We start from the raw sequence: 20,035 nt of genomic DNA on the forward strand, positions 1-20,035 counted from the left end.
TTTATTTTGTTGTTTTATTTGAATAGTGTGTAGCGCTTACAATATCACCAATAATTGCTCTGTGATACTCATACGGTCGTTTAATGTTTCTGATCACGTAACGCCCTCCTGAAGTTGTTAAAACCTCTAAAGTACCCACATCTAAAAATTTTGAAATCGGTTTGATATATATAGTACGAATCTCATCAAGTTTTATAGGAAAAATCTCCGGAGTTTTTTTCCCTTTTAAGATCACTAGGCGTTCGTTTGTAAGGAGGCAGTGGTAAGAGGCTTTCTCTTTTATCTCTTGCAGATGTACGTAAAAAGTTCGGATAATAAGGACGATGCCGATAACACCGATTTCGAGTTCTTGACCTATAAACAAGAGTACAGCACCTAAAAGATATAAAGATATTATTCCATTGTAGTATGTCTTAGATATCTCGGCTTGTACCTGAATCTCTTCATCTTTATGTAAAGTCTTTGTAAACTCTTTCACTTATACTATCTCTCTTATCCCTTTTGCATTTGGAGCGGACAATATCCCCTCTTGTTCAAGCTGTTCTATCACTCTTGCCGATCTGTTGTAGCCGATTTGCAGCTTTCTTTGAAGGTAAGAGATCGATGTTTTACGATCGTTAAGCACTACGCTTTTTGCTTCTTCAAAAAGTGGGTCCAGCTCTTCAAATACTTCACTTCTTTCAGATGAATCAGAACTGTCTTCTACTAAAAAGCTTTTATCGTAGTTTGGTTCTCTTTGAGACTTAATAAACTCTACAATCTCCTCGATCTCCTCTTCCGTACTCCATGGAGCATGAAGACGTACTAAACCGGTAGCACCAGGAGGTGTAAAGAGCATATCTCCGCGTCCAAGTAAAGATTCTGCACCCATTTGATCTAGGATGATTTTAGAATCAACTTTTTGCCCTACTCTGTAAGAGATACGTGATGGAAGGTTCGCTTTAATAAGCCCCGTTACAACATCAACAGAAGGTCTTTGCGTTGCAACAATTAAGTGAATCCCCGAAGCTCTTGCCATTTGTGCAAGTCTTGCGATTGAGTGTTCAACATCTTTTCCGCTTGTCATCATAAGATCTGCCAACTCATCGATGATTACAACGATGTAAGGGAAAGGATCATATCCGCCTTTTTTCGCTTTTTCATTATAGTTTTCAATGTTTTTCGTACGTGTATCAGCCATTGCTGCATAACGGCGTTCCATCTCGTTTACCATGTTACTTAACGCTGCAATCGCCTGTTTCGGTTTCGTAATTACAGGAGTAAGAAGATGCGGAATATCATTGTAGATCGAAAACTCCAGCATTTTCGGGTCAATCATAAGCAGACGCAGCTGATCAGGTGAGTTTTTATAAAGTAATGAAAGGATCATCGCATTGATACCGACAGACTTACCACTTCCCGTTGTTCCTGCAATAAGTAAGTGTGGAAGCTTTTTAAGGTCAGTTACAAACGGTTTTCCGACAATATCTTTTCCAAGTGCAATAGTAAGCGGTGAAGATGAATTTTGAAACAGTTTATCATCTAAAAGTTCGCGAAGATAGATAGTCTCTACAGTATCGTTAGGTATCTCGATCCCCACTACATCTTTACCCGGAATCGGTGCCTGGATACGGATCGTCTCAGCTGAAAGTGCCATAGCAAGGTCATCTTGTAGGTTTAGAATCTTACTTACTTTTACATTTGCAGCCGGTTTAAACTCAAAAGTAGATACTACAGGCCCTGCATAGGTACGAACAACATCACCTTCTATTTTAAAATGTCCGAGTTTTTCTATAAGATCACTAATTTTCCCGTCAAGTTCACTCTCGTCAACTGCTTTTGAAGATTTTTTAGGTTTTTGTAAAAAGTCGAGTAAAGGGAGCTTGAAGTTTTTCGGCTTTTCAGTTTTTCCGATCTCAATGTCAGCTAAAAGCTTTTTATTTTCCTCTAGTTCATCTACAATTACCGTATTTTTTTGCTCTTTGATCTCATTTGCAAGTTCTAAAATATTTTGTTTATTTTTTGTATCTTGTCTTAAAAATGCCGGTTTATCGATCTCTTCTTCTATATTTTCGTCAAGCTCATAGTGTGGGATAGTATTTTCTTTAACCGGTGTTTCTACAACCTCTTCAACACTCTCAACAGTAGTATCAGTCTCATCTTCAACTACTGCTTCTTCTACAGTGTTGTCTATAGTGCTCTCTTCTACAAAACTGTTTTGCTCAGGGATCTCTTCAAATGATTGTGGAGAGGTTTGTTTGCGTCGTAAAGATGCCATTAGATGAGATAAAAGCTCCGATGTATCTTTTTCAAAAACAATTACTATGGCAACAAGTGTAATTACAAACCAAAAAACCCATAAACCAAAGATACCTATGTAAGGAGAAAGAAAATCTACAAAGTCACCGCCGAATTTTCCTCTAAATTCATCTTCGATCAAAAGAGCTTGTGCTAAAAGTGTAGAAAAAAGGATCAAAAAAGAGGCTATGCTGATTTCAGCCTTGCGAACATCAAAACTAATATCTTTGTAGAGCTTGTAAAGCGGGTAAAGTAAAACGAAAAGGTACACATACGATATGTAACCGAAATATTGATGGTTAAATGATGCAAAACTTACACCAAAACTTCCCATCAACGACGTAGTTCCTAAAATAGTAGCAAAACCTAAATAAACTAAAACACCAAATACAAATATAAAAAAAGTATCCCTCAAACTAACTAACCTTTAAAATGTATAAAAATTTTAAAAGAAGTATAGCCAAAAACGTTCCAATTATACATAGTTAACTAGACTTAATTCCGAAACTTTTCCTACAGTTGAGAGCATCGCTTGGTAGTTGATGGTTAATTGTTGTAATCTTAAAGATGCTTCAGCCAAGTCGGTATCTATAACTGATGAACGCAATGTCTGTGTCGTAACATCTAAAACCTGAGCTCTCTGTAAAGACTGATCAAGCGTGTTAGATTGTGCACCTACCCTTGCATGCATACTGAAAAAATGGTCTTGAAGAGCATCCATACGTGCTATCGAGTTTTCCATCCCTAGATTTCTCTCTGTCCCCGTAGTTGCATCCGGATTGATTTTATACTCTTCAACAGACTGTATCATCTCATCAAGCGATTTAAAAAAGTCATTTTTCGGATCGCGAACCGTCAATGTATTGTTTGAGTTAAAAGTTATTACAGAAGGATCAGCAGTAAAGTCCCCGCTATTTACATCATGTAAAGCCATTGTTGCTTGCGTATTACCATTTGTAAGGTCTTTAAAGGCTATCTTACCGTCGTATGAAAGGTACGAATCGCCGCTTAGACGTGAATCTGCTATTGCAGTATCGTAATCTGCATCGGTAGCACCTGCAGGAAGATTGTTTGTTACCGCCATGTTGACAACATCAAGCAGTTGCTGGTATGTTACTTCATCAGCATCCGTTGCCGCTCTACCTGCTGTGTCCATATTAAATATACTGTAAGTGTTACCGCCAATATTGTCTACAAACGTTGATCCTGCACTATCTAAATTGATCGTGATATCATAAGGGTTTACACCATCGATCATAGTACCAGTTAAACGTAACTTTGTACCGTCAAGCGTGCCTGCAGTCCCTTTAGAAAGATCAAACACTTCCGATAGTTTCGTCGCAGGTTCAGCAAAAGCATTTGTATCTTTGATGATTTGCGGTACATTTGATGAGATCGTTGAACCTTCAACGCTAAAAGACGTACGATCATAAACCAAACCTTCAATATTTGTCGGAGCACCACTCGCTGAAGTAAATCCTGACTTCGTAAACTCTTTTACAAAAAGGTTTGGATTTGCAGCTGTTGATGTAGCGTTCATGATGTTGTCAAAACTACTTTCACCACTATCTAAAGCGTCAACAGTCGTAACATCTGCTGCTACACCGCCACTGAAATCTACCGCACCAACCATATGAAAGTCTATGTTTGACGAACCGTTTATTTTATCTTGAATAACAATCTCGCCTGTGCTGTTTAAAGAAACACTAACAACTTGTTTAGCACCTGTATTACCGTACAGTTTTCCGATCTCATCAAGTAGATCACTTACCTTGTCGTTATCTGTTAATGAGATTTTACTACTGAAACTAGTACCGTCACTCTTTGTCCCACGCATATAAAAATAGTATGTATTTGCAGGGACACTGCTATTGTCAGTATCACCCATAAACTGTCTCATATCACTAGATGCTGATAAAGTCTCACCATCTGCGGCAGATGCTTGTAAAGCCGGATATTTTATGAGAAGGTTTGCATTTCCTACATTTGTCGTTATTTGACGGTTTACAGAGGTATTTTCACCTAAAAACAGATCAACCCCGGACATATTGAACTGTTGCTTGTTGTTTGAGCCTACAAACGCATCAAGTCTGTCACCGTTTCCTTGATAGATACCGTTGTCATCGATCGGCTGAACATCAAGTGCCGAGCCTGAGAACAGATACTTTCCGTTGATCGAAGTGTTTGCCAAGCTTCTTAAGTTCTTCTCAATACCTCTTAACTCACTTGCGATCGAGTTTCTTGCAGTTTCATCGTTGGTATCGTTTGATGCTTGGATCAGTAGCGTTCTAAAACGATTCATAAGATCACTAAACTCATTCATAATTGAATCTGTTTGGTTTGCAACTTTATAACCGTTTTCCGTACTGAGCTTCACTTGCGAGAGGATCGTGATCTCATTGTCCAAACGCATTGTTTGAGCAAATACTGGTACATCCTCTTGTGCGTACTGGATCTTTAGTCCGGATGATATCTGTTTATTAACATCAAAAAGTTCTTTATTTAGGTTTGAATTGTTCTTTTGATATATACTGTTGTAATACATACTTGGTGTTACACGCATAACAGACCTCCGACTTATTTATTCATAATAATAGCTACTTAGCAATAAAAGTACCATAATGGGACTATATCGGCAAAAATTATTTACTTTTAAGTAACATATGATTATTATTTCAGGGAATTAAGCCAGCGTGGTGGAATGGTAGACACGACGGATTCAAAATCCGTTATCTTCGGATGTGGGGGTTCAAGTCCCCCCGCTGGTACCACTCGTAAGACAGGTGCTTTTAGAGCCTTTCCTATTTCTTTAAGAAACCCTTAAAAAAAATTTTACTACAAACAGTTCCTTTTTTTCTAAATTTTTTTAGTTTTTTATTATTTGTAACACTTTATATTCATTAAATAAATGTAAAAGTTAGTAAATTCAACATCAACTGCCTTACAAGTTCAAATCCAGTATCTGGATCCACCCTAAATACTCAAATTTCTAGCAATTATTTTTACTTTGTATGTCTATATTGTGCTAAAACATATCTATTTAGATATCCATCAAAAATGTAGCTATTTTTGTTTCTATATTTAGCATACATCTGTAAAGTTATAGGAGGTATTTTGTGTGATGTACACGAAGAAAAATTATATGTAAAAGTGAAAGTAATACAACTGCTATTAGACATGTTATTTCAATGAACCTTAAGTACTAGTAAAATTTTATAAAGTTCCTAAAATTTGCTCTAAAGATATATGTTGTTTTTTAGCATATTGTTTTAATTGATTTATCAAAGATAAAGTATCTGAAGATTTATGAAACTTGGTAGGACTGAAGTATGTAATAATATAATCTTCAATTAAGTTTCCTATTTTATACTTTTTTTCTAAGAACATTGCATAACCTATAAATTCACTTTTATCATTATCAAAAAGATTAAGATATTCAAATGCTAAATTTTTCCAGAATTTTTCATTTTTAGAACTCTTTTTACCTTCAACTAATAATTGAGTAACATTTTTATACGATTGAAAAACTTTATATCTCTGATTACAAAGGTATCTTCTATTTAACCCTAGTAAGTTAATAGTTGTCATTGCTTTAAGTCTTGTACTTCTAGGTGCATTAGGATTTACTTTAATTTTAATATGACAATCCGGTTTTTCATAATCTTTATATATAAATAATTCTTCCGGATTATCCTGAAATGGATTAAATAGTAAAGGTTTTTCAGAATCAATTGTGCTTATGTATAATAAACCTTTTCTTGTATCAAGTTGTTTTTTTAAACTAATAGGGAAAAAGTTTTTTTTTCCATAAGGGATATTATATAAAATTTGATTTGAAACATATACTCCATTCTTTCCTTGACCTGTATTACAAGCTTCACATGATGGCAATAAGTTTTTTGAATCATCTCCCCATAAAAAATAACCATAATGGCAAATATCTCTATCTTGCTTGAATTTTGACTGAATATTCATATATTGATATTTGTAACAATCATTATCTAAAAATTCTAATTTAGCTTTAGGTCGATAGTGTTCAACTGTTATTGTCTGATTTCCTATCCTTGCCCCACAGTAAGCACAACAACCATTAGCTAATTTTCTTATAAAATTTTTATTTGCATCATTTGCATAACCATTGAATGATAAGGAACCAGTTGAAGATAATATATTTAACATATTATTAAAACGAAACCTACGATTTATGGAACTTGTAAAATTAAGATTATCAGGAATTGGACTTAAATATTTAATCTTTTTCATATTCTTGATCCATTTTTCTTAGTATATCTTCAATTTTTTCTCTATTTGGTAATTCTTTACGTGCTAAAAACATATCTACTGTTGATAAAGCTATAAGTTCCCTATATGATTTTCCAAAAAAACCTGAATTAGCTAATTTTTCAACTTGTTTTTCTACTGTTTCCCATTCTTTATTATTTAAAGCATCATAATAAATTTTAAAATTTTCATCATTATCAGATATTGTAGATAGTCCGAATATAGGACTTGTAAGAATCTGTTCAGTAGTCAAATTTTTAACTGAAGGTATGTTATTTTCAATATAAGTTTTGTCAGCTTTTTTGTTAAGGACTAAAACTTGATCATTTACTATAGATTTTAGAACTAAAGGATCATGAGTTGTAATAATAAACAATATTTCTGGAAAAACTTTTTTTAAAGTACTTATAATTTCTTTTTTAAATTTTGGATGAAGATGAAGCTCAATTTCATCTATAAGAACTATAGTTGAAGATAGCTTACTAAAGTTTAAATCATAATCATTATTGATATTTTCTTCTAAAAGAATACTTTTTAATATTTTATAAAATATAGTAATCAAAGAAGTGTATCCACTACTAAAATGCTCAAAATATACTCTATCTTCATGAGAATTATTTGTATACCAATAAACATTATTATGTGAAAGATAAAGCAGATAATTTTGTGGTAAACTTAATAAAATTTTTAGTTGACGTACAATCCAATCAATTAAATTATGATTATCTTGGTAATCTTGAAGTAAAGATTCAAAATCTCTAATAGGCTTTTTTGAAATTCTATATTCTGATATTTCTATAAGATTATAAACTATTTTAGTTCCATTTCTATGATATCGATGAATATTTTTATCCAGACTAAGGGAATATTTTTCTCCATCACTATATTCGATTTCAAATGAAATAAAATCCATATTTTTATCTATTAGATTTCCTAATAAATAATTTCTGCTTTTTAATATAATTTTGAATAATTCTAAGAGTGTAGATTTACCTACACCATTTTCGCCAAGTATGATTAAATTATTTTTACCATGAAATGTTATCTCTTGAGAAAGTTCAAAATTTCTTAAACCATTGATTTTTATATGTGTAATACTTGGTAAATCAATCTCATAGCATTCTCGAAGGATTTTTGTATTGAAAAAATGTTTCTCTCTTTGAAAAGTTTTTGTTAATGCAAGTATTTCACGATCTTGATAATAAAGGTTATTTAAATTTTTAAATAGCTTTGCGAATGATAGAAAATTATTATCATTTTCGAATTCAACTTCATTCTCAAAAGTTAAAAAAAATGTATCAAAAAAATGTTCTTTATTCGTAATATTTACATACAGATCACTTATATCTGTATAGCGTACATTTTTCATTAGATTTAAAAATTCTACTCTTCTTTCAACTAGTTCTTTTCTATTTAAGGAAAATTTATTGATCGTATTAATTGCACGTTTTGTAATACCTTCCAAGTATCCATTACTTTTATAATTGAAATGTAAAAAGGCAGGTTCGAGTGTGGGTAGTAATATATCTGGTTCAAAATCTAATACTTTTTTTGGATGTTTTCTGGCTATTCCTTGCATTTCTGTTATTTTCTTACGAAAATTAATTTGTACCTTACCTGCGTAGTTACAACAAGTATCACAAATTATATAGCTACACCTCCAATCTGAATACATCCATAAGTTTATACCACTCTTATCATGTAAAAAAGCGGGTATAACCTTATCTGTTTTACTACCACAGTAAAAACAAAATGTTTCATGTATATCATATCTATGCAGCATTTTATGAGTATAAACAACCATATCATGATATAGTAAGTCAAAAGAAAATTCTTTTGTAACTTCAAATTGATAAGGGTCATATCCCATAGGAACAGATATTGGCATAACTTTCAAGTGCCCTTTATTATATTTAAATATATTAATAGGAAACAATAATCATCCTTTATTTAATTGTCTTATAATTCATTATGATTTTTCTTTTCATTTATGCAATTTCCATTTCGTATAAATACTTTTGAAACCCTATAAATGTTTCTCTTATTTCAGGTATTTCCCCTAATACTTGTTTTGCATCATCTATTGCGTGATATTTGGTAACTAATAAAGTTGCAAGTCTTTTATCGTCTAACTCTTTTACCCCATTATCCACATACTGTTCAAGTACAAAATCTAAAAAATCTTGTTTAGCTTTATCGTAATGTGTAATTTTCAATTTTGCTTTAGTAGCACGATCTAATCTTGGTATTAAATCTTTATGATAAGCTATATAGGAGAGCACATCGTAAAGATCACTATCTTCACCATGGACAATAGCTTTTAAGTCTTCAAGTTGCTCTACAGAATATCCAGCATCACTAAGCTCTTCTAAAAGCCTTTTTCTTGTATCCGGTATACTCCATATACGTCTTAATTCATCTTCATCTTCAAAAAAATTTGGCATATCATCAAAAAGTCTTTTAACAAATTCTCCAGCAGATATTGGTTTGCCTTCAGGTGAATAAAACATAGTTTTAACCATTGAGTCAAGATTTCTATAGTTTCCGTCTGATAGTTTTATTTTTATTATCTGTTTTGGAGGCTTTTCACACACACATGGAATATTACCGCACACTTTACAAGGTTGTTCTTCCGGAGGAGGACATATACAAGGTCTTTCTCCACACACTTTACAAGGCTCTTTTGGCGGTTTTGGTTTAGGTGTTTCAGGATCTATCGGTTCACCATCCCATTTAGGATCGTGAAAGTGCTTATAAGCATCATAAAAATCATAAATTGTAAAATAATCTTTACCATCAAAAAGACGTGTACCACGCCCTATTATTTGTTTAAACTCAACCATAGATTTTACACTGCGTAAGAGCACTATATTTTTTATTTCCGGAGCATCTACACCGGTACTTAGTTTTCTTGAAGTCGTAAGAATAGTCGGGTATCTTTTTTCATTATCTTGAAAATCACGTAAGTGTTTTTCCCCACGTGCTCCATCATCTGCACCTACCCTATGACAATAATCTATATGTTTTTCTTTTACACTCTGATTTATAAGGTTTCTTATAGCCGCTGCATGAGCCTGAGTCTCACAGAACACAAGAGTTTTTTGAGTTTGGTCTATCATATCCATAAAAAGTTTTACACGATATTTTTCTATATCCATTATCTCAATAATTCTATTTTGTTCCTCTTTAGTGTATTCTCTGCCCTCTTCTATTTCACCTTCCAAAATCTCATCTTCATCTGTATAAATATAAGTATCACCTGTAGTTGAGATATCTTTTACTTTAAAAGGGGTAAGGAATCCATCGTTTATCCCCTCTTTTAGTGAGTACTCATAGACAGGTTTTCCAAAGTAAGCATAAGTATCACCGTTTACATCCCTTTTTGGTGTCGCAGTAAGTCCTAGTTGATATGCAGGACTAAAATACTCTAAAATAGCTCTCCATTCACTCTCATCATTCGCACCGCCTCTGTGACACTCATCTATAATAATAAAATCAAAGTAGTCCTTAGGGTACTCGCCAAAGTTTGGAGTGTCATTGATTCCTGTCATAAAAGTTTGAAATATAGTAAAAAATATAGAACCGTTTTTTGGTACTTTGTTTTTCTTTCTTATCTCACTTGGGTTTATTCTTACAAGTGCATCCTCTTCAAATGCACCAAATGAGTTAAAAGCCTGATCGGCTAATATATTTCTATCTGCTAAAAAAAGGATACGCGGTGTTCTTTTAAAATCTTTTTGTAAATTCCAGCGTGAGTGAAATAGTTTCCAAGCTATTTGAAAAGCGATGGCAGTCTTACCTGTACCAGTTGCAAGAGTTAAAAGAATGTGTTTTTGCTCATTTGCAACGGCTTCAAGCACTCTATTGATGGCATTTGTCTGATAGTATCTTAGTTGCCACTTCCCACCGCTACTTTCTAAAGGTATTGCAAATAATCTATCTAAAACACTATCCTCTTTTGGATAGGTCATTTGCCATAACTCATTTGGCGTTGGAAAGTTTTTTACATCACCCTCTGTTGCTTCATCCATATCTATACCATAGATAGCCAGTCCATTTGTGGAATAGGCATAGCGAATCTGTAAACGATCTGCATACTCTTTTGCCTGAGCTACACCCTCGCTGTAGTGAAGATCTCTTTTTTTAGCTTCTATAACTGCTAAGCGTCTGTTTTTATAGACAAGCACATAATCAGCACGTATAGGGTTTGTTCTTTCTCCGTTATATCCTTTTAATCTTCCTTGACTTATTGGGTACTCTACTTGAATCCTTGAATCTTCCACAACTCCCCATCCAGCTTCACGCAGTTTAGGGTCTATAAGTTCTAGTCTTGTTTGTGCTTCATTCATACAAGTTCTCCGCTAAAAGCTTTTTGAAGTACGGACTTTTTAAGCTCTTCTAGGTTTTGAAGTTTTTGTTGGTAATACTTTTCTAATTGTTTTGTTTGTTCTTTTAAAGAATCTAATTCATGTACAATTTGTTTTTGTATTGTTGCATTCGTAGGATACACCAGAACTACATCTTTAATTGATGAATTTGAAACAACTGGCTGAGCAGCTTGCCTAGCGTACTGTCTTAAATTTTTATAATTTAAAAGATAAACTAAAAATGGCTTATAAAAATCAACATACATTTCCGAAACTTGAAAAGCATTATCTGTTAACCATATCTTTTCCTTTATCAATCTAACATTCCCACAATTAGCACCTACTCTACCAATTATAATATGTTCACCTTCTAAATTAAAGTTATTATGGTTTCCTGTGACACCATTTCCACCATAGACATGATAACTACCACTTTGAATCATATTCTTTGATGTTAGTCCATCACCACTTTTAAGCTTAAGACAATTTTTAAATTTCTTTTCTTCCCAGTCTTCACCTTTTTGTGAAAATATCTCATTTAATCTGCTTTGAAAAAGCTCTTTAGAGTTTTCTATATTTTTTTCAATATTCTCTTTAGCTTTATCTATAGATTCAAAAACCTTATCTAGAATCTCTACAATTTGTTTTTGTTGTTCTTCTTTTGGAGCATAAATTGGCAGTTCTCTAACATTTGCAATTTTAACCCTTGGTCTTGTTGCCCCCTTTTGTTGGGAATTAATTAAATCTTGTGTAATTGGAGAATTTAAGTGGTAACACAAATATTTTGTATTAATTTTTTCTGCTCTTATTCTAACAGTATCCGCAACAATAAGTCCATCATTAATGTTTTCTACAATTGCTGATGCACCAAGTGGATTACCAAGTTTTGTCATAACTATATCACCTTGTTTATATGAATGCCTTTTTAATTCTTCATATTTTTCAGATGTTACATAACTTAAATTTTTTGGTATTATCAAAAATGGTTTGATGTTTTGTATTTTTATAACAGGAATACCTTCTTCGACAAAGTGTTCTCTCTTAAGATTAGAACCAAAAGGACCATCCACAATATCCTTTTTAAAATCATCACATAAATCTTTTAATAGTGCTATGTCTTTACTCATACCAATTCTTTAATAGAAGCTAATAGTTTATTTGTTTCACTGTCCAAATTTTTAATCTCTTCAAGTATCTGTTTTGGTGTTCTTAGTTCTACTTCATCAACTACATTTGGATTCTTTACACTCAAATCATAAGTCGTTTCATCTATATCGTGAATATTTACACTCCAAGAGTTATCACTCTCAGCCTTTGTTTTTTGAAGCTCTATAAACTCTTTCATATCAGAATCATTCAAAGGGTTAGTTTTACCCATATTACGACCAGGGTTTAGTTGGTAGTACCATATATTTTTAGTGGCTTCGCCTTTAGTAAAAAACAACACTACTGTTTTAACGCCCGCTCCCGTAAACGTACCGCTTGGCATATCGAGTATGGTGTGAAGATTACAAGATTCAAGTATATGCTTGCGAAGTGCTACTGAAGCGTTATCAGAGTTGCTTAAAATGGTATTTTTTATAACCACAGCACCACGACCACCTGCTTTTAGTGACTTGATAAAGTGTTGCATAAATAAAAAAGCAGTCTCGCCGGTTTTTATGTCAAAGTTTTGTTGAACCTCTTTGCGCTCTTTTCCGCCAAAAGGTGGGTTTGCAAGTATTACGTGGTATCTGTCTTTTTCCTGTATGTCTCTTATAGATTCAGCCAAAGTGTTTGTATGCTTGATGTTTGGTGCTTCTATGCCGTGAAGGATCATGTTCATAATACCTATGACATATGCAAGGTTTTTCTTCTCTTTACCGTAAAATGTTTTTTCTTGTAAAATCTTTAGATTGTCTACGTTTTTATTCATACGATCATACATATAGTCATACGCTTCACACAAGAACCCTGCACTACCTACCGCACCATCATAGACCTTCTCGCCTATTTGAGGGTCTATCACGTTTATCATGGCACGAATCAAAGGTCTTGGAGTGTAGTACTGTCCGCCATTTCTTCCTGCATTTCCCATGTTTTTGATCTTGGTCTCATACAGATGGCTTAACTCATGTTTATCTTTGCTTGATTTAAAAGGAAGTTCATCCGCGTATTCAAGTATCTCTCTTAGGTTGTATCCGCTTTGAATCTTATTTTTAAGTTCTGAAAATATCTCACCTATTTTATACTCTATAGTTAAAGGATTATCTGTTTTTTGTTTAAACTTTGAGAGGTATGGGAAAAGCTTCAAATCAACAAATTCAACCAAGTCTTTACCTGTTAGAGCTTTATTGTGATCTAGCTCACCATTTTTATCTTTTGGCATAGCCCAAACATTCCAACGATACTCTTCATCTAGTATGTATGTGTACTCTTCGCCTGAGAGCTCTTTAATATCTTTTTTTTCTCTTTCTAAATCATCAAGATAGCGTAAAAACATTATCCAAGAAGTTTGTCCTATGTAGTCTAGCTCACTATCGGCACCTGAATCTTTCCATAAAAGATCATCTATATTTTTAAAAGTTTGTTCGAACATATTTTTCCTATTTTTATTGTTCTTATTCTATCATTTCTAATACAATAAATACTTGAATTTTTTATCAAATGACTCATCACCTAGTAATATTATTTCGCTACATAAATAAAAAACATTTAAGAGTGTATAAGTTTATACATCATAATAGATGCTGCGACACTCACATTAAAACTTTTAATCCCCTCGACCATTTCTATCTTTACGGTTTTATCGCAAAGATCAAGTATCTCTTTAGAGATCCCTTTTCCCTCGTGTCCCATAATTAAGACCCATTTTTCGGGTACTTCGAGTTTTGCCAACTCTATAGACTCATTGGTAACTTCAGCTGCTAAAATAGTATAACCAGCTTGTTTGAGAACTTCAATGGTTTCAATGATATTTTCATAGATATGTATCTGCAACTTAGAAACATACCCCATAGACACACGGAGAGATCGTCGTGAATAAGGGTGAGGTCCTTGTTTGGGAAGGAGATAAGAGTTTACCCCTAAAGCAGCAGCAGATCGGGCGATGGAACCGACATTTTGTGTAGATGAGATTTCATCTAGCATTATTATTTTATCGCCTAATGCCTCTAAGGGTGTAGGCTCGGGACGAATGCCGTGCATCATCGCATTATGGTGTACAGTATGACCTACAATACTTTCAAGTTCTTTTTTAGTAGCGACATATAACTTTTCTATATCTTTTTTTCGTATTAGATCCTCAAACTCTTCATAGTACTCTTTTGTCGATAAAATACTTTTAATCTTTAGATCGGATTCGAGCAGTAGATTTATCACTTTTGGTGAATCGGCAATAAAGCTATTATCTTGGGTAAATGCATTGTCTCGTAACTGTTTATAGAGCTGTAATTCAGGAATATTTACATCCTCAATCTCAATTAAATTCAACATCTTTTTTCCACCTATCATTTTTTCTAGACTAGACTCAGTCCAATCTTCCCTTTTTCGTTATCGACACTTACTACTTCAATTTTTGGCAGATATTGATTGAGTGAGAGCACTTCAAGCGGATGTTTGATCCTTTTTTCACTCATCTTTGAGATATGTATCATCCCGTCGTTTTTAAGTCCTATATCTACAAATGCTCCAAAATCGGCAATGTTTCGCACTACACCTGAGACAAAACTGCCTACTTTTAACATTTTAATGTCACGCAGCCCCTCTTTAAACGGGATAGCCGGTAACTCTTCCCTTGGATCAAATCCAGGTTTTAACAACTCTTTGATGATATCTTTTAGAGTATCTTCCCCAACACCAAGTTCTTTAGATAGCATTGTTACATCTGCAGTTTTAAGATCAATCCCCTCTAATCTTTTGGCAACACCGTAACTCTCAGGGTGGATCCCACTGTTGTCAAAAACAGTTTTTCCATCTTTTATGCGGATAAACCCTGCGGCTTGCTCATAAGCTTTTTTCCCTAAGCCTTTTACATTTAAAAGCTGTTCTTTAGAGGTAAAGTTGCCATTCTCATCTCTGTAACTAATGATGTTCTGAGCTAATTTTGGAGTTATGCCCGCTATATGTGAGAGTAAAGAGAGTGAAGCAGAGTTAATGTCAACACCCACGCGGTTAACCAGATCCTCTGTAACATCACCCAGTTTTTTCTCTAGAAGCTTTTGATTTACGTCGTGTTGATACTGCCCTATTCCCAAAGATTTCGGATCAATCTTTACAAGTGCCGCCATAGGATCACGCAGACGTTGTGCAATGGAGATCGCGCCGCGAATCGTTACATCAAGATCAGGATACTCCTGCGCTGCGATCTTTGAAGCAGAGTAAACCGAAGCACCAGCTTCTGAAACAACTGTATAGATAAGCTTTACACCCTCTTGTGCGTTGAGTTTTGCGAAGAACTCCTGAGTCTCTCTTGAAGCTGTACCGTTACCGATAGCTACACCGTCTATAGTGTACTTTTTATGAAGTTCCAGTACTTTATGTTTTGAGGCTTCATAGTCGTTTTGCGGTTCGGTTGGGTATATAACAGCTGACTCAAGATAGTTTCCGTTTTCATCAATGACTGCTAGTTTACACCCTGTACGATATGCAGGATCAACCCCTAAAAGAACTTTTTTACTTACAGGAGGTGTCATAAGAAGCTGACCGAGATTTTTGCCAAACACCCCGATTGCTGCGAGATCGGCTTTCTCTTTTAGTTCGCTGTGTACCTCTCGCTCAATAGATGGTAATAAAAGTCTTTTGAGTCCATCTGTATAGGCCTTTTCTAAGTACTCTTTAGAGCTTGAGGCATATTTTGGAATTTTGTAGTGTCTAATGTTCTCTTCTATTCTTTCTATATCTATACCGATTTTTGCTGAGAGCTCTTTTTCGTTAACTCCTCTCATTATCGCCAAATATCTGTGTGATGGGATATATGCAATTTTTTCGCTGCTGCCTACAAAGTTTTTATATACACCGTTTTCATCAAGAGTTTTTGTTTTTTTAACCTCTAAAACTCCGTGACGAAGCATTGTATTTCTTATGTATTCCCTCTCTTTAGGGTTTTCAGCGTAGCGTTCTGCCAAAATATCTTGCGCACCTTGCAAAGCTTCATCAACATTTTTTACTTTTGCATTTATGAATTTTTTGGCTTCAACTTTTAAGGCTTCTGTTGTGAGTTTAGCTTTTTGAAGTGTATTTGCCAGAGGTGTGAGTCCGTTTGCGATCGCGGTTGCCGCACGGGAATTTTTCTTCTCTTTGTAAGGGCGGTAGATATCTTCTAGTTCCCGTAAACTTTGTGCATCTTCTATACTTTTTTGTAACTCATCGCTCAGCACTGCTCTCTCAGATATAAGACGTGAGATCTCAGCTTTTCTCTCCAGAAGATTTTTAACTCCGTTGTATATTGTTTCAAACTCACGAAGCACTTCATCATCAGCTCCCCCAGTCATCTCTTTACGATAACGTGCGATAAAAGGGATAGTAGAGCCTTCCTCAAGAAGTTTTAAAATATTTGATACATATTCTTTTTGTAGATTTGTTTTTTTACTAAGTAGATTAATAAGATTTTGCATAAAGGGTACTTTTTTTCGCAATTATACTTAGTTACAATTAAATTTCCTACTTAGAGATGTATTTTATCCATCCACCAAATTGTGTTATCTCTTCAGCTTCTAAAATAGCATTATTTTCACACAAGAAACCGTAAACACTGCTTCCATCTTCCAAAAATACCGTCCCTATACAAAGCGGTGATGCGATCTGGATCATAAATGCCCCGAAGTTCTCCAGTGGCATCTCCCATACTTCAAGCTCTAAAGATGCATCGCTTGTCTCATCACGAACCATTCCCGGACGTGGCGGTACTTTCTCAGGTACGTTAAAAAGTCTGTACCCTTTAGCTGTAGTTGTCTTTTTCTCAAGTTTAGCATCTAGTTCAGTTAGTTGATGATTAAGCGGTAGCCCGCTCATATGTGCGCCGCAAACTGCTATTTTAATTGTTTTAGACATCACTCTCCCTTTGCATATAGTTTTCTCCCATTTGTAACAGTTTTCTGTCTTCAAAAGCTTCTGCGAACATCGTAATACCAAACGGCATTCCATTATCTCTAAAACCTGCAGGGACTGCATACGCTGAGAAGTCAAGCAGATTCATAAAGTTAGTGTAGTACCCGAGGTTTGTATTGAGCTGAATCGGATCGGCATTTACTTCCTCGATCGTATAGATAGTACCCGTCGTCGGAGTAAGTGCAAAATCAACATCATTCATCACCATATCCGCCTGGCGTCTAAAAGCTTTGAGTTTATATTCGGCATTAAAATAATCCTCTGCCGTTTTCGTTTTTCCCGATTCTATGATCGTCCTAGTTACTTCTATAAAGCTCTCAGGCTTGTTTTCGATCATATCCTTTACCGCTACGTAGCGCTCTGCCACCCATGGACCGTAGTAAAGCAGATTTGCCGCTTCAAGCATAGGTGAAAAATCACTCTCAACCGCAGTTCCACCCATCTCTTCAAATTTTTTAACTGCTGCATAAAACAGCTCCTCAGCTTGAGTGTCACCGAAGAACTTTAACTGCTCTGCTTTTGGAATAGCAAAACAAAAACTAGATGGGATGCTTTTTTGGATCTCTGGCATTTTACGGCTATAAGGATCGCTCTCGTCAAAAGATGCCGCCACGTCAAAAACCTTTTGTGCATCTTCGGTAGTGTTAGCAAAGATCGAGATACAGTCAAGGCTTCTACAAGCAGGTACTAAACCTGATGTACTGAGAACTCCTTTAGAAGGTTTGAGTCCAACAAGATTATTAAAAGCTGCAGGAACGCGACCCGAACCTGCAGTATCTGTTCCGAGTGAAAATGCTGCCATTTCTAAAGCGACACTCACTGCACTTCCCGAACTTGAACCGCCCGAGATATACTTAGGGTCTATACTGTTTTGACAAGCCCCGATGGGTGAGCGTGTCCCCACAAGTCCCGTAGCAAACTGATCTAGTGCTGTTTTTCCCACAGGGATAGCACCCGCTTCAATAAGCGCTTCCACGACAAAAGCAGACTTCTCAGGTACATAACTATAATCTAAACAACCCGCCGTTGTTGGCACACCTTCTAAGTCGATGTTGTCTTTGATAGAAAAAGGGATGCCGTAAAGAGGCAAAGATGACGGCTCACATGATTCAAGTCTTTTCAAATAAGGTTCAAGCTCATCCTCGCTCAAGATATGCATCCAGATTGGATTGGTGCTGTGCTTTTCTATACGTTCTTTTATTTGTACCATCAAATCTCTAGGCGTAAGTGTTTTATCTATATATGATTTTTTTAAATTTGTAATATTCATCTTTTTTCCTTTAATCGATCGTTGTTAACGGTTTATCGTCATCTTTAGTACGAAATGCTTCTATAAAGGCCGCTGTCATAATAAGTGCACCGCCCATCCATTCAACAGCCGACATAGTCTCACCTGCAATCAACGTTGCAGAGATAACGGCAGTTATAAGTTCTAAAATAATTATAATTGACGAGCGCCCCGCTTCCATATGGGTAACTCCCCACTGTGAGCCGATATTTGCCACAAGAAGCCAAAACAGAGCGTATCCAACAAGCAGCAGCCAAGCATTCTCACTTACTCCGCTTGGTAATTGTTCAACTCCTGCGAGTAAAAAAATTCCCGCCATGGCAAAACAACCAAAAAACATACTCCCTATCTTTGAACTGACAGGGACAGCTTGGGCTGCACGGAACATTAAATTGTTTAGTGCAAAGAATAAGCCCGATATTAATGCTATTAGATCAATCCATGAAGGTGAAGTGTTAAATACTTCAAAACCTCCAAGAATTAAAAAAGCACCACTGATTGCCAAAAATGCACCTAAATAACGCCAACGGTCTATTTCCTCTTTTAAAAAGAGACGACCCCCTGCAACTCCCCATACAGGAAGTAAATAAAAAAGCACCATAACACGGATCACTTCACCGTTTATAAGCGCATAGGTAAAGGCAAGATTTGCCCCACCGCCGAAAAAGGCGATAAGCAACATCATCTTTTTATGCTCTCTCCACACTTTAAACTGTTTCACCAACAGCGGAGTCAAAACAAAAGCCAACATACCGTAAGCTAAAAATATCAGCCCGATCCCGTCAATCCCCATCTCATTGATACTCTTTAGAGGAAGCCAAGTGAGTCCCCAGAGTACGGAAGCTCCAAGCAAAACTAAAACAGGTAAATGTGCTTTCATAATGCACCTTCTCTTTTAAAATAATCGTAAAAATGACTTTTCTCTGTTTCTGCCATCCAACAGTTTATCTCCCATAGGTCAGCAACAGGGACGTTGGTAAAAGGGAGTGTATGCAGATATCCATCAGGTCCAAACTCAGGTGTCATGGTTGAGTTTTGCATCCCTTTTTCTTTTTGTACACTCCAGATAAGTTCCCAAATCCTTTGATGAGAAAGTAAAGCTGCCTCATACTCAGGTGCCCTTGGATGAGGTACTTGCGGTCCCTGATCGTAACCGACACGTGCATGAATATGATACACATTAGAAGCAATTGCTTTTATAGTATCTAATTCCGTATCCATTAAACGCTCACATACGACACACCAGTGACTCATATCGAGTGTTAGTTTTATATATGGAAGTTCTTGTACTATACGTCTTGTAGTCCAAGGGGTAAATAAGCAACGGCTTCGATGTGTTTCAAAACATATCTTTACACCGTAACTTTGTGCAACTTCCATTGCTCTTTGAAAAAACTCTATACTTTCCTCTTCACTCCATGCATCACACCCGCCGATACATGTTACAAAACTTGCAGAGAGTTTCAAAGAGTTCTTGATTCCGACTTCAACATCATTTATATGCTCTTGCACTGTATGATGGCGTGCGGGGACATAATCTCCTCCTGTTACAATTTCGCCGATAAAATCAAGTTCATACTTATCTAGGCACTCCCTCCAATAAAGCTGCTCTTCCAACTCTTTGGGAGCCTGCCCTTCAATCCCTTCAAAACCTGCTTCTTTGGCCTGAATACAAGCAATCTCAAAATCGCCTTCAAAGCCCCACAGAGTTTTAAAATTTTTTAGTTGCATAATC

The 20,035-nt window shown here is 35.4% G+C and carries 14 protein-coding genes and 1 tRNA gene; 1 reads left to right on the plus strand and 14 read right to left on the minus strand.

Going from position 1 to position 20,035, the window contains the following annotated elements; all coding sequences use genetic code 11:
* Position 1: 1 nt before the first annotated feature.
* The 3 genes from QWY88_RS02770 to QWY88_RS02780 are packed head-to-tail and all read right to left on the minus strand — an operon-like array spanning position 2 to position 4,840.
* The gene (locus QWY88_RS02770; RefSeq protein ID WP_304543819.1) at positions 2-478 is read right to left on the minus strand and encodes a hypothetical protein; all 477 of its coding nucleotides are present in this window, start codon (positions 476-478) and stop codon (positions 2-4) included.
* Entirely contained in the window at positions 479-2,692 is a 2,214-nt protein-coding gene (locus QWY88_RS02775; RefSeq protein WP_304543821.1) for an FtsK/SpoIIIE family DNA translocase, read from the minus strand.
* A gap of 60 nt (positions 2,693-2,752) precedes the next feature.
* Positions 2,753-4,840, minus strand: coding sequence for a flagellin N-terminal helical domain-containing protein (locus QWY88_RS02780; protein WP_304543823.1), 2,088 nt, complete (start codon positions 4,838-4,840; stop codon positions 2,753-2,755).
* Between the two features lie 124 nt (positions 4,841-4,964).
* On the opposite strand from QWY88_RS02780, the gene QWY88_RS02785 reads away from it, so the two are divergent.
* A tRNA-Leu gene (locus QWY88_RS02785) sits at positions 4,965-5,048 on the plus strand.
* A 442-nt stretch (positions 5,049-5,490) separates the two neighbouring features.
* On the opposite strand, the gene QWY88_RS02790 is transcribed toward QWY88_RS02785, so the two are convergent.
* The 11 genes from QWY88_RS02790 to QWY88_RS02840 form a co-directional block, all read right to left on the minus strand.
* On the minus strand, positions 5,491-6,540 hold the full coding sequence (locus tag QWY88_RS02790; protein WP_304543825.1) for an HNH endonuclease: 1,050 nt from the start codon (positions 6,538-6,540) through the stop codon (positions 5,491-5,493).
* Complete coding sequence (locus QWY88_RS02795; protein WP_304543827.1) at positions 6,527-8,446, minus strand: AAA family ATPase; 1,920 nt, start codon at positions 8,444-8,446, stop codon at positions 6,527-6,529. Before QWY88_RS02795 ends, QWY88_RS02790 begins: the two co-directional genes overlap by 14 nt.
* A gap of 100 nt (positions 8,447-8,546) precedes the next feature.
* Positions 8,547-10,907, minus strand: coding sequence for an EcoAI/FtnUII family type I restriction enzme subunit R (gene hsdR / locus QWY88_RS02800; protein WP_304543829.1), 2,361 nt, complete (start codon positions 10,905-10,907; stop codon positions 8,547-8,549).
* Positions 10,904-12,052, minus strand: a complete 1,149-nt coding sequence (locus tag QWY88_RS02805; RefSeq protein WP_304543831.1) for a restriction endonuclease subunit S — start codon at positions 12,050-12,052, stop codon at positions 10,904-10,906. The genes hsdR and QWY88_RS02805 overlap by 4 nt, the downstream gene beginning before the upstream one ends.
* On the minus strand, positions 12,049-13,503 hold the full coding sequence (locus QWY88_RS02810) for a class I SAM-dependent DNA methyltransferase (protein WP_304543833.1): 1,455 nt from the start codon (positions 13,501-13,503) through the stop codon (positions 12,049-12,051). The genes QWY88_RS02805 and QWY88_RS02810 overlap by 4 nt, the downstream gene beginning before the upstream one ends.
* A 116-nt stretch (positions 13,504-13,619) precedes the next feature.
* Positions 13,620-14,399, minus strand: coding sequence for a TrmH family RNA methyltransferase (locus QWY88_RS02815; protein WP_304543835.1), 780 nt, complete (start codon positions 14,397-14,399; stop codon positions 13,620-13,622).
* 23 nt (positions 14,400-14,422) lie between these two features.
* Positions 14,423-16,519 (minus strand): helix-hairpin-helix domain-containing protein, encoded by a 2,097-nt coding sequence (locus tag QWY88_RS02820; RefSeq protein ID WP_304543837.1) that lies wholly within the window; start codon positions 16,517-16,519, stop codon positions 14,423-14,425.
* Positions 16,520-16,565: 46 nt separating this feature from the next.
* Entirely contained in the window at positions 16,566-16,955 is a 390-nt protein-coding gene (locus QWY88_RS02825; RefSeq protein ID WP_304543839.1) for an allophanate hydrolase-related protein, read from the minus strand.
* Complete coding sequence (gene atzF / locus QWY88_RS02830; RefSeq protein WP_304543841.1) at positions 16,948-18,282, minus strand: allophanate hydrolase; 1,335 nt, start codon at positions 18,280-18,282, stop codon at positions 16,948-16,950. The genes QWY88_RS02825 and atzF overlap by 8 nt, the downstream gene beginning before the upstream one ends.
* Positions 18,283-18,292: 10 nt before the next feature.
* The gene (locus QWY88_RS02835; RefSeq protein WP_304543842.1) at positions 18,293-19,180 is read right to left on the minus strand and encodes a DMT family transporter; all 888 of its coding nucleotides are present in this window, start codon (positions 19,178-19,180) and stop codon (positions 18,293-18,295) included.
* Complete coding sequence (locus QWY88_RS02840) at positions 19,177-20,031, minus strand: sugar phosphate isomerase/epimerase family protein (RefSeq protein WP_304543844.1); 855 nt, start codon at positions 20,029-20,031, stop codon at positions 19,177-19,179. Before QWY88_RS02840 ends, QWY88_RS02835 begins: the two co-directional genes overlap by 4 nt.
* Between the last annotated feature and the right edge of the window lie 4 nt (positions 20,032-20,035).

Origin of the sequence: Sulfurimonas sp. hsl 1-7 (assembly GCF_030577135.1) — a bacterium.
GTDB lineage: Bacteria > Campylobacterota > Campylobacteria > Campylobacterales > Sulfurimonadaceae > Sulfurimonas > Sulfurimonas microaerophilus.

Excerpts from the sequence above, each read along its gene's own strand:
- QWY88_RS02780 (WP_304543823.1), bottom strand. The coding sequence starts at position 4,840 with ATGCGTGTAACACCAAGTATGTATTACAACAGTATATATCAAAAGAAC.
- QWY88_RS02790 (WP_304543825.1), bottom strand. The coding sequence starts at position 6,540 with ATGAAAAAGATTAAATATTTAAGTCCAATTCCTGATAATCTTAATTTT.
- QWY88_RS02795 (WP_304543827.1), bottom strand. The coding sequence starts at position 8,446 with ATGCCAATATCTGTTCCTATGGGATATGACCCTTATCAATTTGAAGTT.
- hsdR (WP_304543829.1), bottom strand. The coding sequence starts at position 10,907 with ATGAATGAAGCACAAACAAGACTAGAACTTATAGACCCTAAACTGCGT.
- QWY88_RS02805 (WP_304543831.1), bottom strand. The coding sequence starts at position 12,052 with ATGAGTAAAGACATAGCACTATTAAAAGATTTATGTGATGATTTTAAA.
- QWY88_RS02810 (WP_304543833.1), bottom strand. The coding sequence starts at position 13,503 with ATGTTCGAACAAACTTTTAAAAATATAGATGATCTTTTATGGAAAGAT.
- QWY88_RS02815 (WP_304543835.1), bottom strand. The coding sequence starts at position 14,399 with ATGTTGAATTTAATTGAGATTGAGGATGTAAATATTCCTGAATTACAG.
- QWY88_RS02820 (WP_304543837.1), bottom strand. The coding sequence starts at position 16,519 with ATGCAAAATCTTATTAATCTACTTAGTAAAAAAACAAATCTACAAAAA.
- QWY88_RS02825 (WP_304543839.1), bottom strand. The coding sequence starts at position 16,955 with ATGTCTAAAACAATTAAAATAGCAGTTTGCGGCGCACATATGAGCGGG.
- atzF (WP_304543841.1), bottom strand. The coding sequence starts at position 18,282 with ATGAATATTACAAATTTAAAAAAATCATATATAGATAAAACACTTACG.
- QWY88_RS02835 (WP_304543842.1), bottom strand. The coding sequence starts at position 19,180 with ATGAAAGCACATTTACCTGTTTTAGTTTTGCTTGGAGCTTCCGTACTC.
- QWY88_RS02840 (WP_304543844.1), bottom strand. The coding sequence starts at position 20,031 with ATGCAACTAAAAAATTTTAAAACTCTGTGGGGCTTTGAAGGCGATTTT.